The sequence below is a fragment of the Klebsiella spallanzanii genome (assembly GCF_902158555.1).
Lineage (GTDB): Bacteria > Pseudomonadota > Gammaproteobacteria > Enterobacterales > Enterobacteriaceae > Klebsiella > Klebsiella spallanzanii.
The window spans coordinates 156,074-173,711 of sequence record NZ_CABGGS010000001.1; the positions used below are offsets into that span (position 1 = coordinate 156,074).

Genomic DNA, 17,638 nt, shown 5'->3' on the forward strand with positions numbered 1-17,638 from the left:
TCACTGCCTGATGCGTTGAGGTAAAAATGCGGCTGGTTCAGCTCTCCCATCATTCCATCGCCTTCCCCTCCCCGGAAGGCGCTTTGCGCGAACCTAATGGCTTATTAGCGCTGGGCGGCGATCTTAGTCCGGCACGTTTGCTGATGGCCTATCAGCGGGGTATTTTTCCGTGGTTTTCACCCGGCGACCCCATTTTATGGTGGTCTCCCGATCCGCGAGCGGTTCTGTGGCCGGAAAAATTCCATCTCAGCCGCAGTATGAAGCGCTTTCACCAGCGCTCTCCTTATCGCGTCACGTTGAACCACGCCTTTGGTCAAGTTATCGAAGGCTGCGCCGATCATCGCGATGAAGGGACGTGGATAACGCCAGGCATTGTCCAGGCCTATCATCAACTGCATGAGCTGGGCCATGCTCACTCTATTGAGGTGTGGCAGGGTGATGAACTAGTCGGCGGAATGTACGGCGTGGCGCAAGGAGCGCTGTTTTGCGGAGAGTCAATGTTCAGCCGCGCTGAAAATGCCTCCAAAACCGCGCTGCTGGTATTTAGCCAGACGTTTATGCAGGATGGCGGGAAATTAATCGACTGTCAGGTGCTCAATAAGCATACGGCGTCTCTGGGCGCAGTAGAAATACCTCGCAGAGACTATCTTGACTATCTTTCAGTACTGCGAACTTACCGTCTGCCGGAGCGGTTCTGGGTACCCCGGGTGCTATTTGTTGGCGAAGCATAAATGTTTTCAGCACATTTTTTGTCGGGATGTTATAATTGCGCGGTAGAGTAGCTTCTGCCCGTTGCCCCGCCGCCGTTTGGGAATAATAAGAGTCAGATAACGCCCATCGTTCTGTCACTCCCCCCTTTACGTTTGCGCCTGTCACCCGGTTTATCCGTGTGAATTCCGGGCAATGCGCCAAAACTACTTCGGCGATTTTTTACCCTAAATAATTCAAATTGCAGGAAGGCGGCAAGAGAATGAATCCCCCGGAGCTTACATCAGTAAGTGACTGGGGTGAATGAGCGCAGCTGACGAACATGCAAATTGAAGTATGACGGGTATACGTAAAACTTTACTTACTTGCTGAACTTCGGCATTATCTTGCCGGTTCAAAACTACGGTAGTGATACCCCAGAGGACTAGATGGCCAAAGAAGACAATATTGAAATGCAGGGTACCGTACTTGATACGTTGCCTAACACTATGTTCCGCGTAGAACTGGAAAACGGTCACGTGGTAACTGCGCATATTTCCGGTAAAATGCGTAAAAACTACATCCGCATTCTGACGGGCGACAAAGTGACTGTTGAGCTGACCCCGTACGACCTGAGCAAAGGCCGCATTGTCTTCCGTAGTCGCTGATCGTTTTTGCGCTTAAAGCGCCAGATGCTGAAGGCCGGGATATTTCCCGGCCTTTTCATTGTGCATAAAAAAACCGGCCCTGAGGCCGGTTTTGACATTGACGACAACAAAAACTTAGTGCGCCGCTTCCGGTTTGTGCTTCTGAGCACTCTGGAAGTCGTAGGTCAGCGCGTTCTTCTCTTTATCCAGCTCAACGGTCACCTGGCCGCCGTCAACCAGTGAGCCAAACAGCAGCTCGTTGGCCAGCGGTTTCTTCAGGTTGTCCTGAATCACCCGCGCCATTGGACGCGCGCCCATGGCCCGGTCGTAGCCCTTCTCGGCCAGCCAATCGCGAGCTTCCTGGCTGACTTCCAAAGATACGCCTTTCTGATCCAGTTGAACCTGCAGCTCGACGATAAACTTATCCACCACCTGATGAATAACCGTCGTAGACAGGTGATCGAACCAGATAATGTTATCGAGACGGTTACGGAACTCCGGCGTAAAGATCTTCTTGATCTCATCCATCGCATCCGGACTGTTGTCCTGATGAATAAGGCCAATGGATTTACGCTCGGTTTCACGCACCCCGGCGTTGGTGGTCATCACCAGCACCACGTTGCGGAAATCCGCTTTGCGGCCGTTATTATCGGTCAGCGTACCGTTGTCCATCACCTGCAGCAGCAGGTTAAAGACGTCCGGATGTGCTTTTTCAATTTCATCCAGCAGCAGCACCGCATGCGGATGCTTGATAACCGCATCAGTCAGCAGTCCGCCCTGGTCGAAACCGACATATCCCGGAGGGGCGCCGATTAAGCGGCTGACGGTATGACGTTCCATATATTCGGACATATCAAAACGCAGCAGCTCAATGCCCAGCGACTTCGCCAACTGCACGGTGACCTCGGTTTTCCCGACCCCGGTAGGCCCGGCGAACAGGAAAGAACCCACGGGTTTGTGCTCATGGCCCAGCCCGGCGCGCGCCATCTTAATAGCTTCAGTTAATGCCTCAATCGCCTTATCCTGACCAAAGACCAGCATTTTCAGGCGATCGCCGAGGTTTTTCAGCGTATCGCGATCGCTGCGGGAAACGCTCTTCTCAGGAATACGCGCGATGCGCGCCACCACGGACTCAATATCCGCGACGTTAACCGTTTTCTTACGTTTGCTTACCGGCATCAAGCGCGCACGCGCCCCGGCTTCGTCAATCACGTCAATCGCCTTATCCGGCAGATGACGATCGTTGATGTATTTCACCGCCAGCTCAACTGCCGCACGCACCGCTTTGGCGGTATAACGCACGTCGTGGTGCGCTTCGTATTTCGGCTTCAGGCCATTGATAATCTGCACCGTCTCTTCTACTGAAGGTTCGGTGATATCAATTTTCTGGAAACGACGCGCCAGCGCACGATCCTTTTCAAAGATGTTGCTGAACTCCTGGTAGGTCGTCGAACCAATTACCCGGATTTTGCCGCTGGAGAGCAGCGGTTTGATCAGGTTAGCGGCATCGACCTGCCCGCCTGAAGCTGCACCCGCACCGATGATGGTGTGGATTTCATCAATGAACAGAATACTGCTGGTGTCTTGTTCCAGCTGCTTAAGCAGTGCTTTAAAACGTTTTTCAAAATCGCCGCGATATTTGGTGCCTGCCAGCAGCGAGCCGATATCCAGCGAGTAGATAGTGCAGTCGGCCATCACTTCCGGCACATCGCCCTGCACGATACGCCAGGCGAGACCTTCAGCAATAGCGGTTTTACCGACGCCGGATTCTCCCACCAGCAGCGGGTTATTTTTGCGACGACGGCACAGGACCTGAATTGCACGTTCCAGCTCTTTCTCGCGGCCAATCAGCGGGTCAATACCGCCAACGCGGGCAAGCTGGTTGAGGTTGGTGGTGAAGTTTTCCATACGATCCTCCCCGCCTGCTTGCTCTTCACTGTTGCCAGGCTGGCTTCCGCTGTTATCGGAAGACTGGCTCGGCTCGTCTTTACGCGTACCGTGAGAGATGAAGTTCACCACATCAAGTCGGCTGACTTCATGTTTACGTAGCAGGTATGCTGCCTGGGACTCTTGTTCGCTAAAAATAGCGACAAGCACGTTGGCACCGGTAACTTCGCTGCGCCCGGAAGACTGTACGTGGAAAACGGCACGCTGCAGCACGCGCTGAAAGCTCAGCGTCGGCTGAGTGTCACGCTCTTCTTCCGTGGCAGGCAGGACGGGTGTGGTCTGTTCGATGAAGGCTTCGAGTTCCTGACGCAGCGCAACCAGGTCCACTGAACACGCTTCTAGCGCTTCGCGGGCCGAAGGGTTGCTAAGCAGCGCCAGCAACAAGTGCTCGACGGTCATGAACTCATGACGGTGCTCGCGCGCTCTGGCGAAAGCCATGTTTAAACTGAGTTCCAGTTCTTGATTGAGCATAGGCACCTCCCCCAAGTTTGTGGCCTGTATTCAGGCTTTTTCTAGCGTGCACAACAGCGGATGTTCGTTCTCCCTCGCGTATTGGTTCACCATCGACACTTTGGTTTCCGCGACTTCCGCAGTAAAGACCCCGCAAATCGCTTTACCTTGATAGTGAACCGTCAGCATCAGTTGCGTTGCACGTTCAACATCATAAGAAAAGAATTTTTGTAACACGTCAATAACAAACTCCATTGGAGTGTAGTCATCATTGACCAATATCACTTTATACATAGATGGCGGTTTAAGCGCATCCTTAACTTCGTCCTCTATTAGCTGATCGAAGTCCAACCAGTCTCTCTTACTCATCGTCAGTGTTCATCATCGGTTGCTGTAGCCAACAGGCGGTGGCCTGTCGATGACCAGAGGCTATGCACATCACAAATCTACAATAGATCATAGATAATTATCATCTATTACTTCCATCCGCGACGTCTGTCACATTCCCCGGCAATAGCGTTAACTGCTTCAAATTTTGACGCATTTTTCACCGTCCCCCAGCGTCAATTGCTTGACGCATTTCCTGATTTCTCTAAATTGTAGTGGCGAGAGTTGGCGAGCAATTGAACAACTCGTCACTCCACTACCGGTTCATTCCATCTTACTTATAAGATTTACGAAGGATGTCGAAGTATGGAAATGGGTACTGTTAAGTGGTTCAACAATGCCAAAGGGTTCGGTTTTATTTGCCCTGAGGGCGGCGGCGAAGACATTTTCGCCCATTACTCCACCATCCAGATGGATGGTTACAGAACGCTAAAAGCCGGACAAGCCGTTCGGTTTGATGTTCACCAGGGGCCAAAAGGTAATCACGCCAGCGTGATTGTCCCTGTTGAAGCAGAAGAAACAGAAACAGCCGCATAACTCTTTTGCTTCATTGTGTACATCCCGCCAGCAAAATGCCAGTCCTTCTGACTGGCATTTTTTTATCGCTACTCGCGAGCCAGCGCGTCGACAGGATCCAGACGAGCCGCATTGCGCGCCGGTAGCCAGCCAAACAAAACGCCGGTCAGCGTTGAACATAAAAATGCGGTCAATAGCGCCAACGGTGAAAAACCAATTTCCCAGCCGGGTAAAAACAGCTGTAGCACAAAGGCAATCAGCAGCGATAGCGTCACACCCAGCGCGCCACCGACCAGACAGACCAGTACTGCTTCAATCAAAAACTGCTGCAATACATCGCTGGCCCGTGCGCCAACCGCCATACGAATACCAATCTCTCGCGTGCGCTCAGTCACTGAGACCAGCATAATGTTCATCACGCCAATCCCGCCGACCACCAGCGCAATCACCGCTACCAGGGTTAAAAACAGCTGTAATGTATGTGTGGTCCGTTCCGCCGTTTTCAAGATGCTGTCCATATTCCAGGTGAAAACATCTTTCTTGCCGTGGCGGAGTTCCAGTAAACGTAACAACTGCTGTTCGGCAATCGCGCTGTCGTAGCCTTCATTGACGCGAACGGTGATGGAGTTGAGCCATGACTGCCCCATCACCCGACCAGCCATGGTGGTATAGGGCAGCCAGACGCGCAGAATTTTGCTGCTGCCAAACATCGACTGTTTTTCATCCGCAACGCCAATCACCGTCGCTGGCATATTACCGACCAGAACTATCTCACCCACCACCTTCGTTTTATGCGGGAACAGCTGTCGACGCGCGTTGCTATCGAGCACGACTACCTGCGCACGGCTATTTAACTGCAGCTCGTTGAAGGTATTTCCTTCGCTAAAGGTCATGCCGTAGACATTAAAATACTGCGCCCCTACGCCCTCTGCGCTGGCGGCAACGTCAATATTATCAGCCCTCAGGCGCAGGCTTTTTGATACCGCCGGAGTTGCCGAGCTAACCCAGGGCTGTTTCTGAATCGCCAGCAGATCATCGTATTTCAGCGCCTGCTGATAACGGGGATCATCATCGCCGAAATCTTTGCCGGGATAGACATCAATGGTGTTAGTGCCAATAGCACGAATATCAGCCAGCACCATCTGCTTGGCGGCATCGCCCACCACCACAATCGACACCACCGAGGCAATGCCAATAATAATCCCGAGCATCGTCAGCAACGTGCGCATTTTGTTCGCCGCCATCGCACGCCAGGCCATCACCAGCGCTTCACGAAAACCGCTGCTGAACTGACGCCAGGCTGAAGGCTCGGCCACGGTGCGCTGGCGCAGCACGCCGCCTTGCGTGGTACTCAGAGCGGGTGGATTACTGACAATCTCGCCATCGTGTATTTCGATGACCCGCTCCGCCTGGGCCGCCACCTGCGGGTCATGGGTGACAATAATCACCGTATGCCCCTGCGCTTTAAGCTGGTGAAGGATCCCCATCACCTCTTCGCCGGAACGGCTATCCAGCGCGCCGGTTGGCTCATCCGCCAGAATCACTTCTCCGCCGTTCATCAGGGCACGAGCAATACTCACTCGCTGCTGCTGACCGCCGGAAAGCTGCGAAGGTTGATATTCTGCTCTGTCTCCCAACCCCAATCGCACCAGTAGCTCATGAGCACGGGCAAGACGCGCTTTACGTTCCGCTCCGGCGTAGACTGCCGGGACCTCCACGTTCTGCGCCGCGGTCAAGTGCGAGAGCAGATGGTAGCGCTGGAAAATAAACCCGAAATGTTCCCGCCGCAGACGCGCCAGTTCATCACCGTTGAGGCGAGCTACGTCCGTTCCCGCCACCTGATAGGTTCCGCTGGTGGGCTTATCCAGACAGCCCAGAATATTCATCAGCGTGGATTTACCAGACCCGGATGCCCCGACGATAGCCACCATCTCACCGGCGGCAATGCTCAACGTAATCCCCTTCAGCACATCAACGCTACCGTCGCCAGAGGGATAGCTGCGGCGAATATCACGCAGTTCCAGTAGCGCCGTCATTTCGTCGCCCCGGCCGCACCTTCGCCGATGATCACTTCATCGCCCTCTTCCAGCCCCTTCAGCACCGCCACATCGGTATCATTACGCGCGCCAATCACGATTTCACGCTCTTTGACTTCACCGGTACGCAGCAACCGCACGTGATAGCGGTTATCGCCGATGGCTTCACCCAGCGCGCTCAATGGGATCGTGATGACGTTTTTCACCTCAGAGAGCTGAATATGCACCTGGGCGGTCATTTCCAGACGCAGAATACCCTGCGGATTAGGCACCTCAAAACGGGCGTAATAAAAAATAGCGTCATTGACCTTCTCCGGGGTTGGGAGAATATCCTTTAATGTTCCTTCATAACGCGTCAGCGGATCGCCCAGTACGGTGAACCAGGCTTTTTGCCCTGGCTTCAGATGAATCACATCAGCTTCAGAAACCTGTGCTTTCACCAGCATGGTGCTGAGGTCTGCAAGGGTCAAAATATTCGGAGCCTGCTGAGCTGCTATCACTGTCTGCCCCTGCAGGGTGGTGATTTGCGTCACTTCCCCGGACATAGGCGCCAAAATTTTGGTGTAGTCGAGGTTGGTTTTAGCCGTATCCAGGGTAGCCTGATTACGTTTAACCTGCGCTTCAATCGCCCCGATTTGCGCTTCCTTGACCGCTAAATCAGCCGTGGCGGTATCCAGATCCTGACGAGAAACCAGTTGCCGCTGCGCCAGCTGCTGCTGACGGGACAACGTCGCTGCCGATAATTTGCGTTCCGCACGCGCCTGATTTAGCTGCGCCCGCAGTTCCATCAGCGTCGCCTCAACTTCTTTAATCTGGTTTTCCGCCTGCTCAGGGTCGATGATCCCCAGCAGTTGGTCTTTTTTGACTTTATCGCCAATCTCGACGCGCAGCGTTTTGAGCTGCCCGCTCACCTGCGCACCAACGTCCACTTTTTTTAATGCATCCAGCTTGCCGGTCGCCAGCACGCTCTGCTGCAGATCCCCTTTACGCACCACCAGCGTTTGATACTGCGGTAGCGGCGCATTCAGTACTCGCCATCCCCAGATAGCCAGGGCCAGTACGACAATCGCCAGCAGCCACCAAACTTTCCTGCGCTTTCCATTTAATTTCATAAAAATTCCTGATGTTTTAACCCGCAGAACCCGCAACAATTCTATCTAAATGCGGCGACAGAATAACGTTCATTTTAAGCTGTGCTTAATTTTTGTTTAATTGAAGTTGAGGGTTGCTAAGAGGCGATGCCGGGATGCGTCCCGGCAAAAAGAGATACTCGACGCAGGGAGCTAATCTGCGCGCCCGCGCGCCAGCCATAGCACGCGAGAAAACATTTTTTTCAACAGCGTCGGAATAGCATCAACGCCGCGACGTCCGGCTTCCATCGCGACTTCAATCGCCAGATCCGGTTTTGACGAACGATGAATCGCTTTGGTTATCACCCGCCGCATATTCATGGGAATATTTATTGGCAGTTGCGCCACCCGGTGATACACATCATCAAAGCCCTGACGATACATAAAATGCTCCATATCCATCGCTGGCAGTACCGTCAGATGGTCACGCTCCAGCATCTTATCGTCATTCAACAGCCCGCGAACGGTAGCGGCATATTTCTTCCCGGCTTCATCGCCATCGACCAGCACATGCCACTCAATGCCCATTCGCCGCGCAAATTTGATAAGCGGTTTTAATCCCGACTGCGCAAACTCAATCACCTTCACGCCTTCCGCATCAAAGTGGTGCCCGCACTGGCGGGCCAGTTCGTTGATAACCCAGGTTTCCGTCTCCCCTTCCACCAGCAGCCAGCAGCGAGCAAATAGCGATGAAGCGCGGTTGAAACGAATATGAAACGCGATGCGCCGACTGTCTTCCGCATTCATGCCGCCGGGTCCCAGTCGCCATGCGGATACCCGAGAGGATTCACGAACCAGACGGCAGACGTGCTCGACGGGGGTCAACGACAGCAGTTCGCCGGAGTTGGTAGTCGTCACTCTCTGCAACGGCAGCAGATTAAGCAAATGCCAGGCTACGGACAGCATGATAGGGTGCAGGCGGGTTTCCGGATCCTCAATCAGCAGCAGCGGTCGTGCATCACGATCGAGACGCACCGTACCTTTCGCCTGCAATAGCGTAGAGAACAGACCCAGTAATATCACCCGATGACTGCGCCCGCCGGGCTTGTCGATCATGCGATTGATAATATCCAGATAGCGCCAGCTGCGCTGTTCATCATGTGAATGTCGGCGCATCAGGCGGTTACGCGATTGCGCGCTACTCTGCTCGGCAAAATAGTGTTCCAGCAGTTGCACCATGGCCGACAGCCCCTGGCGTATCTGACTATCGGTTAAATTTTGTGGGTGATGCACCAGTTCCCGGGAGAGAAAATCGAGCTGGCGGGCGGTAATCTCTATCTGCGGCGAATGTGGAACGGTGCCGTTATGGATCCGCCGCATAAAGCGTGCATCACGCAGCCGCAGCACCGGCATCAGCCGTACCAGATGACGGGCCAGTTCATCTATATCATCAAGATCCAGCGCCTCTCCTTCGCCATTAATAAAGCTACGCAGGGTCATAACGCTATCGTCGTCAGTAAGCTCCCCTTCCAGGCGATAGAAGACCCGCTGATAGCCATCTTCGCAGGGTACCCAGCAGTTGCTCAGGGGACGGTAGCGGCGCACCCGATGACGCCCTGGTTCATTTTCGCGAAAAGTCAAAATGATATGCAGGTGACGCTCACGCCCCTGAATATCTCCGGGAGGGAACCAAAAATCTTCCCGAACAAAATGATAGAGATCGAACTCAGGCGATAAGAGTAGCGTCAGGGCATCCAGCAGGCTGGATTTACCCCATGCATTTTCGCCAATCAGCACGTTATTTTGCTCCAGCATCAACGATAAACGGTTGATGCCGCGAAAGCCGACTATTTCGACGCGCTCAAGATGCATATCCCCTCCGCTCGGTGGCTACTTTCTCCTTCAATTATCAGCAGTATAGCGAGCCGGGCATGAACATGACACTCCAGGCGTATGCTAATCGCTACCGTTTGGCGGGTTAAGAATGTGATTCGTCTGATATCACCAAATTCAGAAAATAATTCATAGTTAATGATAGTTATTTTCGCCGCTTTTGTTCTACATTTTTAAGAATTCGCCATGGCAAAAGGAATACCATCACCTTGTTCTAAATCAAATTACATCAATTTATTTAACTAGTCCCAGGATGGTCATCGTCCATAGAATAACGACGCTTTATTTTACTCGTCATTCTTTGTGGCGAAAATAAAGGCTGGCACGAAAATTCGTGCTTGTTTACGTTTTTATTGAGGTGGTTATGTTTAGAAAATTAGCAGCAGAATGCTTTGGTACATTCTGGCTGGTGTTTGGTGGTTGCGGTAGCGCCGTTTTGGCCGCAGCATTTCCGGAATTGGGTATTGGTTTTGCCGGCGTCGCATTAGCGTTCGGCTTAACGGTATTAACCATGGCATTTGCCGTCGGTCATATTTCCGGCGGGCATTTTAACCCGGCGGTAACGTTAGGCCTGTGGGCCGGCGGTCGTTTCCCGGCGAAAGACGTTATTGGTTATATTATCGCCCAGGTTGTCGGTGGTATTATTGCAGCCGCTATTTTGTATGTCGTCGCCAGCGGTAAAGCAGGTTTTGACGCCGCCGCTAGCGGCTTCGCTTCTAACGGTTATGGCGAACACTCACCGGGCGGTTTCTCAATGCTTTCCGCTATCGTCATTGAAATCGTCCTGACCTGCGGCTTCCTGCTGGTTATTCACGGCGCCACCGATAAAAACGCGCCGGCTGGCTTTGCTCCTATCGCCATTGGCCTGGCGCTGACGCTTATTCACCTGATTAGCATTCCGGTTACCAACACTTCAGTTAACCCGGCGCGTAGTACTGCGGTGGCGATATTCCAGGGCGGATGGGCACTACAGCAGCTATGGTTATTCTGGGTCATGCCGATTATCGGCGGTATTCTCGGCGGCGTGCTTTACCGCACTCTGCTGGAAAAACGCAATTAATCACATCTTAAGTTTTCTCCAGGCCCGGTTTTGCCGGGCCTTTCTTTTTTCGACGACTTTACTCCGTCCGGCGATTTGGGTAGTGTCAGTAATGCTATTTTCATTCTGCAAGGACCATGTCGTTCATGTTTTCGGGACTATTAATCATTCTGCTGCCGTTAGTCATAGGCTATCTTATTCCTCTTAATCAGCCATCAGCCCTTAAACTCATCACGCGACTTCTGAGCTGGATCGTCTATGTTATTCTCTTCTTTATGGGAATTAGCCTGGCCTTCCTTGATAACCTGGCCAGCAACCTGCTGGCGATCCTTCATTATGCAGCGGTCAGCGTCGTTATTATCCTGCTATGCAATATTGCAGCGCTGATGTGGCTTGAGCAGAAAATGCCGTGGCAGAATCATCATCGCCAGGAGAAATTACCATCACGACTCGCAATGGCCCTGGAGTCCCTCCAGCTATGCGGGGTGGTGCTTATTGGTTTTCTTATTGGCCTGAGCGGTTTGTCCTTTTTGCAACATGCCACCGAGGCCAGCGAATATACGCTGATTTTCCTTTTGTTCCTCATCGGTATTCAACTACGTAATAACGGAATGACGCTGCGGCAAATCGTCCTTAATCGCCGTGGAATGATTGTCGCGGTGGTGGTGATGGTCAGTTCATTACTGGGCGGCGTCATCAATGCCTTTATTCTCGACCTGCCGTTAAAAACCGGGCTGGCAATGGCCTCCGGGTTTGGCTGGTATTCGCTTTCCGGGATCCTGTTGACCGAATCCTATGGGCCGGTTATTGGCAGCGCCGCGTTCTTTAACGATCTTGCCCGAGAGCTGCTGGCGATTATGCTTATTCCCGGCATGGTACGCCGCAGCCGTTCAACGGCGTTAGGACTGTGTGGCGCGACATCAATGGACTTTACGCTACCAGTATTGCAACGCTCAGGCGGCGTAGAAATTGTCCCGGCGGCTATCGTTCATGGCTTTATTTTGAGTCTGCTGGTCCCCATTTTGATGGCCTTTTTCTCTGCTTAATACCTCTCAGGCGGTAGTCCTCTACCGCCAATTTTGCGCTAAATCAATCTCCCTGTAAGTTGTACCAGAAATACCTTTTATCCTTGCGCGCTCGGGCATAGTCTTAAACATGTATATTAAATATAACTTTAAAAAAGGTGTGACCATGTTTTGTGTGCAATGTGAACAAACCATCCGTACCCCGGCAGGGAACGGCTGCTCTTACGCGCAGGGTATGTGCGGAAAAACAGCCGAAACATCCGATCTGCAGGATCTGCTAATTGCTTCTCTGCAAGGCCTCTCCGCATGGGCGCTTAAAGCCCGTGAATACGGCATTATCGACCATGACGTTGATAACTTTGCGCCGCGTGCTTTTTTCTCTACGCTGACCAACGTTAACTTCGACTCTCCGCGTATCGTTGGCTATGCACGCCAGGCGATTGCAATGCGTGAAGCGCTGAAAGCGCAGTGTCTGAACATCGATGCCCACGCTACGGTCAACAACCCCATGGCCGACCTGCAGCTGGCGAGTGACGATCTGGGCGATCTGCAGCGTCAGGCGGCAGAGTTTACCCCGAACAAGGACAAAGCGGCGATTGGCGAGAATATTCTCGGTCTGCGTCTGCTATGCCTGTATGGCCTGAAAGGCGCAGCCGCCTATATGGAGCACGCTCACGTACTCGGTCAATACGACAACGACATCTACGCCCAGTACCACAAAATCATGGCGTGGCTCGGTACCTGGCCTGCCGATATGAACGCTCTGCTGGAGTGCTCAATGGAAATCGGCCAGATGAACTTCAAAGTGATGAGCATTCTGGACGCCGGTGAAACCACCAAATACGGCCACCCAACGCCAACTCAGGTCAACGTAAAAGCCACCGAAGGCAAATGTATCCTGATCTCCGGTCACGACCTGAAGGACCTCTATAACCTGCTGGAACAAACCGAAGGTACCGGCGTTAACGTCTATACCCACGGTGAGATGCTGCCAGCGCACGGTTACCCGGAGCTGCGTAAGTTTAAACACCTGATCGGTAACTACGGCAGCGGCTGGCAGAACCAGCAGGTAGAGTTCGCCCGCTTCCCAGGCCCGATCGTGATGACCTCTAACTGCATCATCGATCCAACCGTTGGGGCGTATGACGACCGTATCTGGACGCGCAGCATCGTTGGCTGGCCGGGCGTAAATCACCTGGAAGGCGAAGATTTCGCACCGGTTATCGCCCAGGCGCAGCAGATGGCGGGCTTCCCGTATAGCGAAATCCCGCATCTGATAACCGTAGGTTTCGGTCGTCAGACGCTGCTCGGCGCGGCGGATACGCTGATTGATCTGGTCAGCCGCGAAAAACTGCGTCACATCTTCCTGGTTGGCGGCTGCGACGGCGCGCGCGGTGAACGTAACTACTTCACCGATTTCGCCACCAGCGTCCCGGACGACTGCCTGATCCTGACCCTGGCCTGCGGTAAATACCGTTTCAACAAACTGGATTTCGGCGATATCGAAGGGCTGCCGCGTCTGGTTGATGCTGGTCAGTGTAACGATGCTTACTCTGCCATCATTCTGGCGGTGACTCTGGCAGAGAAACTGGGCTGCGGCGTGAATGACCTGCCGCTGTCTCTGGTGCTCTCCTGGTTCGAACAGAAAGCGATCGTGATTCTGCTGACCCTGCTCTCTCTGGGCGTGAAAAACATCGTCACTGGCCCAACCGCACCCGGCTTCTTCACGCCGGATCTGCTGGCCGTACTCAATGAGAAATTTGGTCTGCGCTCCGTGACCACCGTTGAACAAGATATGCAGCAGCTACTGAGCGCGTGAGGAGTTAAAGAATGACGATGCCAACCCATCAGTGCCCATGGCGGATGCAAGTTCATCACATCCATCAGGAAACGCCGGACGTCTGGACAATTTCGCTGCTGTGCCACGACTATTATCCGTACCGTGCCGGACAGTATGCACTGATCAGCGTGCGCAACTCGGCGGAAACGCTGCGTGCTTACACCATTTCCTCTACGCCGGGCGTCAGCGAATATATTACGTTGACCGTTCGCCGTATTGACGATGGCGCAGGTTCTCAGTGGCTAACCCGCGATGTGAAACGCGGCGACTACATCTGGCTGTCAGATGCCATGGGTGAGTTCACCTGTGATGATAAAGCGGACGACAAGTTCCTGATGTTGGCCGCCGGCTGCGGCGTTACGCCGATTATGTCAATGCGCCGCTGGTTGGCAAAATATCGCCCGCAGGCCGATGTGCAGGTGATCTTTAACATACGCTCGCCAAAGGATGTCATTTTCGCAGAGGAATGGCGTCAGTATCCGGTGACTCTGGTTGCTGAAAACAACGCGACCCACGGCTTTGTCGCAGGACGTTTAACCACAGAGCTGTTGCAAAGCGTACCGGATCTGGCATCACGCACCGTGATGACCTGCGGCCCGGCACCGTATATGGACCTGGTTGAAAAAGAAGTGAAAGCGCTTGGCATAACGCGCTTCTTTAAAGAGCAATTCTTTACGCCGGTAGCCGAAGCCGCAACCAGCGGCCTGAAGTTCACCAAGCTTCAACCAGCGAAAGAGTTCTACGCGCCGGTCGGCACCACGCTGCTGGATGCGCTGGAAAGCAATAAGGTTCCGGTCACCGTCGCCTGCCGCGCAGGCGTCTGCGGCTGCTGCAAAACGAAAGTGGTTTCCGGCGAGTATACGGTCAGCAGCACCATGACGCTGACGGATGCGGAAGTTGCCGATGGTTACGTGCTGGCCTGCTCCTGCCATCCACAGGGGGATTTAGTCCTGGCCTAACCCTAAATTGCCGGATGACGTTGCGTCATCCGGCAAATTTTTTACCGCCAGACCGAATTTCCAGCCACGGCATAACGCCCAGCGCCCAGGAAGGCAATGGCCAGCGCGCCAACAAAGAAATAGACCAGGCTCTCAATCGCCCATGCGCCAACCGCGTCCAGCGCGAACGTTTTCCCTGTCCCGACCATCAACCAGGCAACAACCATCGTAAATGCCAGCGCCAGCGCCGCCGGGCGAGTCAGTATTCCCAGAATCAACAGGCAAGGCGCAACGACCTCGCCAATTAAAACCCCATAAGCGATAAAACCTGGCAATCCTTTTGCCACCAGCATATTGCTGATTCCCCCTACGCCATCAAATAGCTTATGCAACCCGTGAAACAGCATCAGTCCGCCAACGGCAAGTCGTAACAAGAGTTTGCCGAAGTCGTCATGAGATAGCATCTTATTAACAGCATTTAACAGCGTTTTAACCATCTGAAATAATTCCTGTTTACTACTTAATGTGTAGACAGATTATGCGGAATTTTCCCTAAGTAAAACCAGCTGAAAATGAGGGGGAACGACAAACGTAGCGGCTATTTTCATCTAAGCTTGTAAGCGTTATCACTAAAGGAGATGGAAAACCATGAAACAGACCGTGGCGGCATACATTGCTAAAACTCTTGAACAGGCTGGCGTTAAACGTATTTGGGGCGTCACCGGGGACTCTCTAAACGGCTTAAGCGACAGCCTGAACCGCATGGGTACTATTGACTGGATGCCCACGCGCCATGAAGAAGTTGCCGCCTTCGCCGCCGGGGCGGAAGCCCAGCTTACCGGTGAACTGGCGGTGTGCGCGGGTTCCTGCGGACCCGGTAACCTGCATCTGATTAACGGCCTTTTCGACTGCCACCGCAACCATGTTCCGGTACTGGCTATCGCCGCCCATATTCCGTCCAGCGAAATCGGCAGCGGCTATTTCCAGGAAACCCATCCACAGGAGCTGTTCCGCGAATGCAGCCACTACTGCGAGCTGGTCTCATCCCCGGAACAAATTCCGCAGGTGCTGGCCATCGCGATGCGCAAGGCGGTGATTAACCGCGGCGTCTCGGTCGTGGTGCTGCCTGGCGACGTCGCGCTAAAAGCCGCGCCGGAAAGCGCCAGCAGCCACTGGTACCATGCGCCGCTGCCAGAGGTCACTCCGCCGCAAGAAGAACTCAAAAAGCTGGCGCAACTGCTGCGCTATTCGAGCAATATCGCCCTGATGTGCGGCAGCGGCTGCGCCGGAGCCCATAAAGAGCTGGTGGCGTTCGCTGCGAAGCTAAAAGCGCCTATCGTCCATGCGCTGCGCGGTAAAGAGCACGTTGAATACGACAACCCTTATGATGTCGGGATGACCGGGTTGATCGGCTTTTCATCCGGCTTCCATACCATGATGAACGCCGACACTTTGGTGCTGCTCGGCACCCAGTTCCCCTATCGCGCCTTCTATCCGACGGACGCCAAAATCATTCAAATCGACATTAACCCGGGAAGTATTGGCGCGCACAGTAAAGTCGACATGGCGCTGGTCGGCGATATCAAATCCACCCTCAGCGCGCTTCTGCCGCATCTGGAGGAGAAAACCGACCGCAAATTCCTCGATAAAGCGCTGGAGCACTACCGTGACGCCCGTAAGGGGCTTGATGACCTGGCGAAGCCCAGTGACAAGACTATCCATCCACAGTACCTGGCGCAGCAGATCAGCCACTTTGCCGACGACGATGCCATTTTTACCTGCGATGTCGGTACGCCAACCGTCTGGGCCGCGCGCTATCTGAAGATGAACGGCAAACGCCGTCTGCTGGGATCGTTCAATCATGGTTCAATGGCCAACGCTATGCCGCAGGCTATCGGCGCGAAAGCCACGGCTCCAGAGCGTCAGGTGGTGGCAATGTGCGGTGACGGCGGTTTCAGTATGCTGATGGGGGATTTCCTCTCACTGGCGCAAATGAAGCTGCCGGTGAAAATTATCATCTTCAATAACAGCGTACTTGGCTTTGTGGCGATGGAGATGAAGGCCGGAGGTTATCTCACCGACGGTACCGAGCTGCACGACACCAATTTTGCCCGTATCGCCGAAGCCTGCGGTATCAAAGGCATTCGCGTAGAAAACGCGGCGGACGTTGACGAAGCGCTGCAAACCGCCTTCGCGACCGATGGCCCAGTGCTGGTGGATGTGGTCGTCGCCGGAGAAGAACTGGCGATGCCGCCGCAAATCAAACTGGAACAGGCCAAAGGTTTCAGCCTGTATATGCTGCGGGCGATTATCAGCGGACGCGGCGACGAAGTTATCGAACTGGCGAAAACCAACTGGCTGCGTTAGCTCGCGGCTGCGGGCGTTTATCCACTGACAAAACGAAACGTCAGCGGGTAGCGCTCGCTATTGGCCCATCCCCGCGTAAATTCGAACGGGACGTTATCTTTGCGCCGGGATGCTAAACGCTCAACGCGCATGCAGGGCAGGCCGGAAGGGATATCCAGCTTCTTCGCCATATCCACCTCCGGCAAGCAGGGGAAATAGCTCTCCTGCGCCGCGATACTCAATAAATAGAAGCGTTCGCCCAATACGTTATACAGTCCTTTTGTTTCAACTTCCTCGCGCTGTAAATCAGGAAATAGCGCCAGCGGCAGACAGGTTTCTTCATAAAGCGCTGGAAGGCTATTAGTAAAGCGCAGACGCACCATAAATATCACTAAATCACTGGCTGAAAGATGCAGCTTTTGCTGCTGTTCGGTATTCGCCAGCTGCTGCGTAAACGTGAGGATAGAGGTACTGGCTTTCAGGCTATGCTGGGCCATATTCTCCGAAAAACTCAGCGGTTGATGGCGTCGGGCTTCGATAGGTGGGCAGGTAACTCGCGTCCCGATACCCTGTTTTTTTACCACATAGCCTCTTTCTGCCAGCATCTCTACAGCCGCACGCAGCGTCGCCCGTCCGCCGGTATACTGCGCGACCAGCTCACCTTCGCTGGGTAACATATCGCCAACCTTGAATTCTCCGCGCTCGATACGTCCTTTAAGATCCAACGCTATTTGTACATACAATGGGTTAGCACTTTCCAGTTCGTCCACGTTCCTCTCCCGCCCATACTTTTTAATGATCGAATTTCTTTACGCCA

General features: G+C 53.6%; 15 protein-coding genes. 8 read left to right on the forward strand and 7 right to left on the reverse strand.

Features of this window, described 5'->3' with window-relative positions:
* Window positions 1-26: 26 nt before the first annotated feature.
* Both aat and infA read left to right on the forward strand, forming a co-directional pair.
* Entirely contained in the window at window positions 27-731 is a 705-nt protein-coding gene (gene aat, locus FN082_RS00705; RefSeq protein WP_139537136.1) for a leucyl/phenylalanyl-tRNA--protein transferase, read from the forward strand.
* 405 nt (window positions 732-1,136) lie between these two features.
* Complete coding sequence (infA, locus tag FN082_RS00710; protein ID WP_002211347.1) at window positions 1,137-1,355, forward strand: translation initiation factor IF-1; 219 nt, start codon at window positions 1,137-1,139, stop codon at window positions 1,353-1,355.
* A 114-nt stretch (window positions 1,356-1,469) separates the two neighbouring features.
* On the opposite strand, the gene clpA is transcribed toward infA, so the two are convergent.
* Complete coding sequence (gene clpA / locus FN082_RS00715) at window positions 1,470-3,752, reverse strand: ATP-dependent Clp protease ATP-binding subunit ClpA (protein WP_139537135.1); 2,283 nt, start codon at window positions 3,750-3,752, stop codon at window positions 1,470-1,472.
* Between the two features lie 30 nt (window positions 3,753-3,782).
* Window positions 3,783-4,100, reverse strand: a complete 318-nt coding sequence (gene clpS / locus FN082_RS00720) for an ATP-dependent Clp protease adapter ClpS (RefSeq protein ID WP_004100628.1) — start codon at window positions 4,098-4,100, stop codon at window positions 3,783-3,785.
* Between the two features lie 324 nt (window positions 4,101-4,424).
* Between clpS and cspD the strand changes: the two genes are divergently transcribed.
* Window positions 4,425-4,655: a cold shock-like protein CspD gene (gene cspD / locus FN082_RS00725; protein ID WP_004100627.1), complete on the forward strand. Its 231-nt coding sequence runs from the start codon at window positions 4,425-4,427 to the stop codon at window positions 4,653-4,655.
* Between the two features lie 68 nt (window positions 4,656-4,723).
* Here cspD and macB read toward each other — a convergent pair whose 3' ends face one another.
* The 3 genes from macB to FN082_RS00740 all read right to left on the reverse strand — a co-directional run bounded on the left by macB (window position 4,724) and on the right by FN082_RS00740 (window position 9,612).
* Window positions 4,724-6,670, reverse strand: coding sequence for a macrolide ABC transporter ATP-binding protein/permease MacB (macB, locus tag FN082_RS00730; RefSeq protein WP_142980961.1), 1,947 nt, complete (start codon window positions 6,668-6,670; stop codon window positions 4,724-4,726).
* Window positions 6,667-7,782, reverse strand: coding sequence for a macrolide transporter subunit MacA (gene macA / locus FN082_RS00735; protein WP_139537133.1), 1,116 nt, complete (start codon window positions 7,780-7,782; stop codon window positions 6,667-6,669). Before macA ends, macB begins: the two co-directional genes overlap by 4 nt.
* Window positions 7,783-7,953: 171 nt before the next feature.
* Complete coding sequence (locus FN082_RS00740) at window positions 7,954-9,612, reverse strand: ATP-dependent endonuclease (protein WP_139537132.1); 1,659 nt, start codon at window positions 9,610-9,612, stop codon at window positions 7,954-7,956.
* A 385-nt stretch (window positions 9,613-9,997) separates the two neighbouring features.
* Between FN082_RS00740 and aqpZ the strand changes: the two genes are divergently transcribed.
* The 4 genes from aqpZ (at window position 9,998) to hcr (ending at window position 14,496) form a co-directional block, all read left to right on the forward strand.
* Window positions 9,998-10,693, forward strand: coding sequence for an aquaporin Z (gene aqpZ / locus FN082_RS00745; RefSeq protein WP_142463831.1), 696 nt, complete (start codon window positions 9,998-10,000; stop codon window positions 10,691-10,693).
* Window positions 10,694-10,818: 125 nt separating this feature from the next.
* Window positions 10,819-11,718, forward strand: coding sequence for a lysine exporter LysO family protein (locus tag FN082_RS00750; protein ID WP_139537130.1), 900 nt, complete (start codon window positions 10,819-10,821; stop codon window positions 11,716-11,718).
* Between the two features lie 145 nt (window positions 11,719-11,863).
* The gene (gene hcp, locus FN082_RS00755; RefSeq protein ID WP_139537129.1) at window positions 11,864-13,516 is read left to right on the forward strand and encodes a hydroxylamine reductase; all 1,653 of its coding nucleotides are present in this window, start codon (window positions 11,864-11,866) and stop codon (window positions 13,514-13,516) included.
* Between the two features lie 11 nt (window positions 13,517-13,527).
* Window positions 13,528-14,496: an NADH oxidoreductase gene (hcr, locus tag FN082_RS00760; protein WP_142980962.1), complete on the forward strand. Its 969-nt coding sequence runs from the start codon at window positions 13,528-13,530 to the stop codon at window positions 14,494-14,496.
* A 41-nt stretch (window positions 14,497-14,537) separates the two neighbouring features.
* Here the strand turns inward: hcr and FN082_RS00765 are convergent, their stop codons facing one another.
* On the reverse strand, window positions 14,538-14,972 hold the full coding sequence (locus FN082_RS00765) for a DoxX family protein (RefSeq protein WP_142463828.1): 435 nt from the start codon (window positions 14,970-14,972) through the stop codon (window positions 14,538-14,540).
* Between the two features lie 151 nt (window positions 14,973-15,123).
* Here FN082_RS00765 and poxB point away from each other — a divergent pair, with 151 nt between their 5' ends.
* Window positions 15,124-16,842 (forward strand): ubiquinone-dependent pyruvate dehydrogenase, encoded by a 1,719-nt coding sequence (gene poxB / locus FN082_RS00770; protein WP_139537126.1) that lies wholly within the window; start codon window positions 15,124-15,126, stop codon window positions 16,840-16,842.
* A 17-nt stretch (window positions 16,843-16,859) separates the two neighbouring features.
* Here poxB and FN082_RS00775 read toward each other — a convergent pair whose 3' ends face one another.
* A complete protein-coding gene (locus FN082_RS00775; RefSeq protein ID WP_142980963.1) occupies window positions 16,860-17,591 on the reverse strand; it encodes a GntR family transcriptional regulator in 732 nt (243 codons plus the stop codon).
* Between the last annotated feature and the right edge of the window lie 47 nt (window positions 17,592-17,638).

Bases quoted from the DNA above. Each gene is read 5' to 3' on its own strand.
- aat (WP_139537136.1), top strand. From the start codon at position 27: ATGCGGCTGGTTCAGCTCTCCCATCATTCCATCGCCTTCCCCTCCCCG.
- infA (WP_002211347.1), top strand. From the start codon at position 1,137: ATGGCCAAAGAAGACAATATTGAAATGCAGGGTACCGTACTTGATACG.
- clpA (WP_139537135.1), bottom strand. From the start codon at position 3,752: ATGCTCAATCAAGAACTGGAACTCAGTTTAAACATGGCTTTCGCCAGA.
- clpS (WP_004100628.1), bottom strand. From the start codon at position 4,100: ATGAGTAAGAGAGACTGGTTGGACTTCGATCAGCTAATAGAGGACGAA.
- cspD (WP_004100627.1), top strand. From the start codon at position 4,425: ATGGAAATGGGTACTGTTAAGTGGTTCAACAATGCCAAAGGGTTCGGT.
- macB (WP_142980961.1), bottom strand. From the start codon at position 6,670: ATGACGGCGCTACTGGAACTGCGTGATATTCGCCGCAGCTATCCCTCT.
- macA (WP_139537133.1), bottom strand. From the start codon at position 7,782: ATGAAATTAAATGGAAAGCGCAGGAAAGTTTGGTGGCTGCTGGCGATT.
- FN082_RS00740 (WP_139537132.1), bottom strand. From the start codon at position 9,612: ATGCATCTTGAGCGCGTCGAAATAGTCGGCTTTCGCGGCATCAACCGT.
- aqpZ (WP_142463831.1), top strand. From the start codon at position 9,998: ATGTTTAGAAAATTAGCAGCAGAATGCTTTGGTACATTCTGGCTGGTG.
- FN082_RS00750 (WP_139537130.1), top strand. From the start codon at position 10,819: ATGTTTTCGGGACTATTAATCATTCTGCTGCCGTTAGTCATAGGCTAT.
- hcp (WP_139537129.1), top strand. From the start codon at position 11,864: ATGTTTTGTGTGCAATGTGAACAAACCATCCGTACCCCGGCAGGGAAC.
- hcr (WP_142980962.1), top strand. From the start codon at position 13,528: ATGACGATGCCAACCCATCAGTGCCCATGGCGGATGCAAGTTCATCAC.
- FN082_RS00765 (WP_142463828.1), bottom strand. From the start codon at position 14,972: ATGGTTAAAACGCTGTTAAATGCTGTTAATAAGATGCTATCTCATGAC.
- poxB (WP_139537126.1), top strand. From the start codon at position 15,124: ATGAAACAGACCGTGGCGGCATACATTGCTAAAACTCTTGAACAGGCT.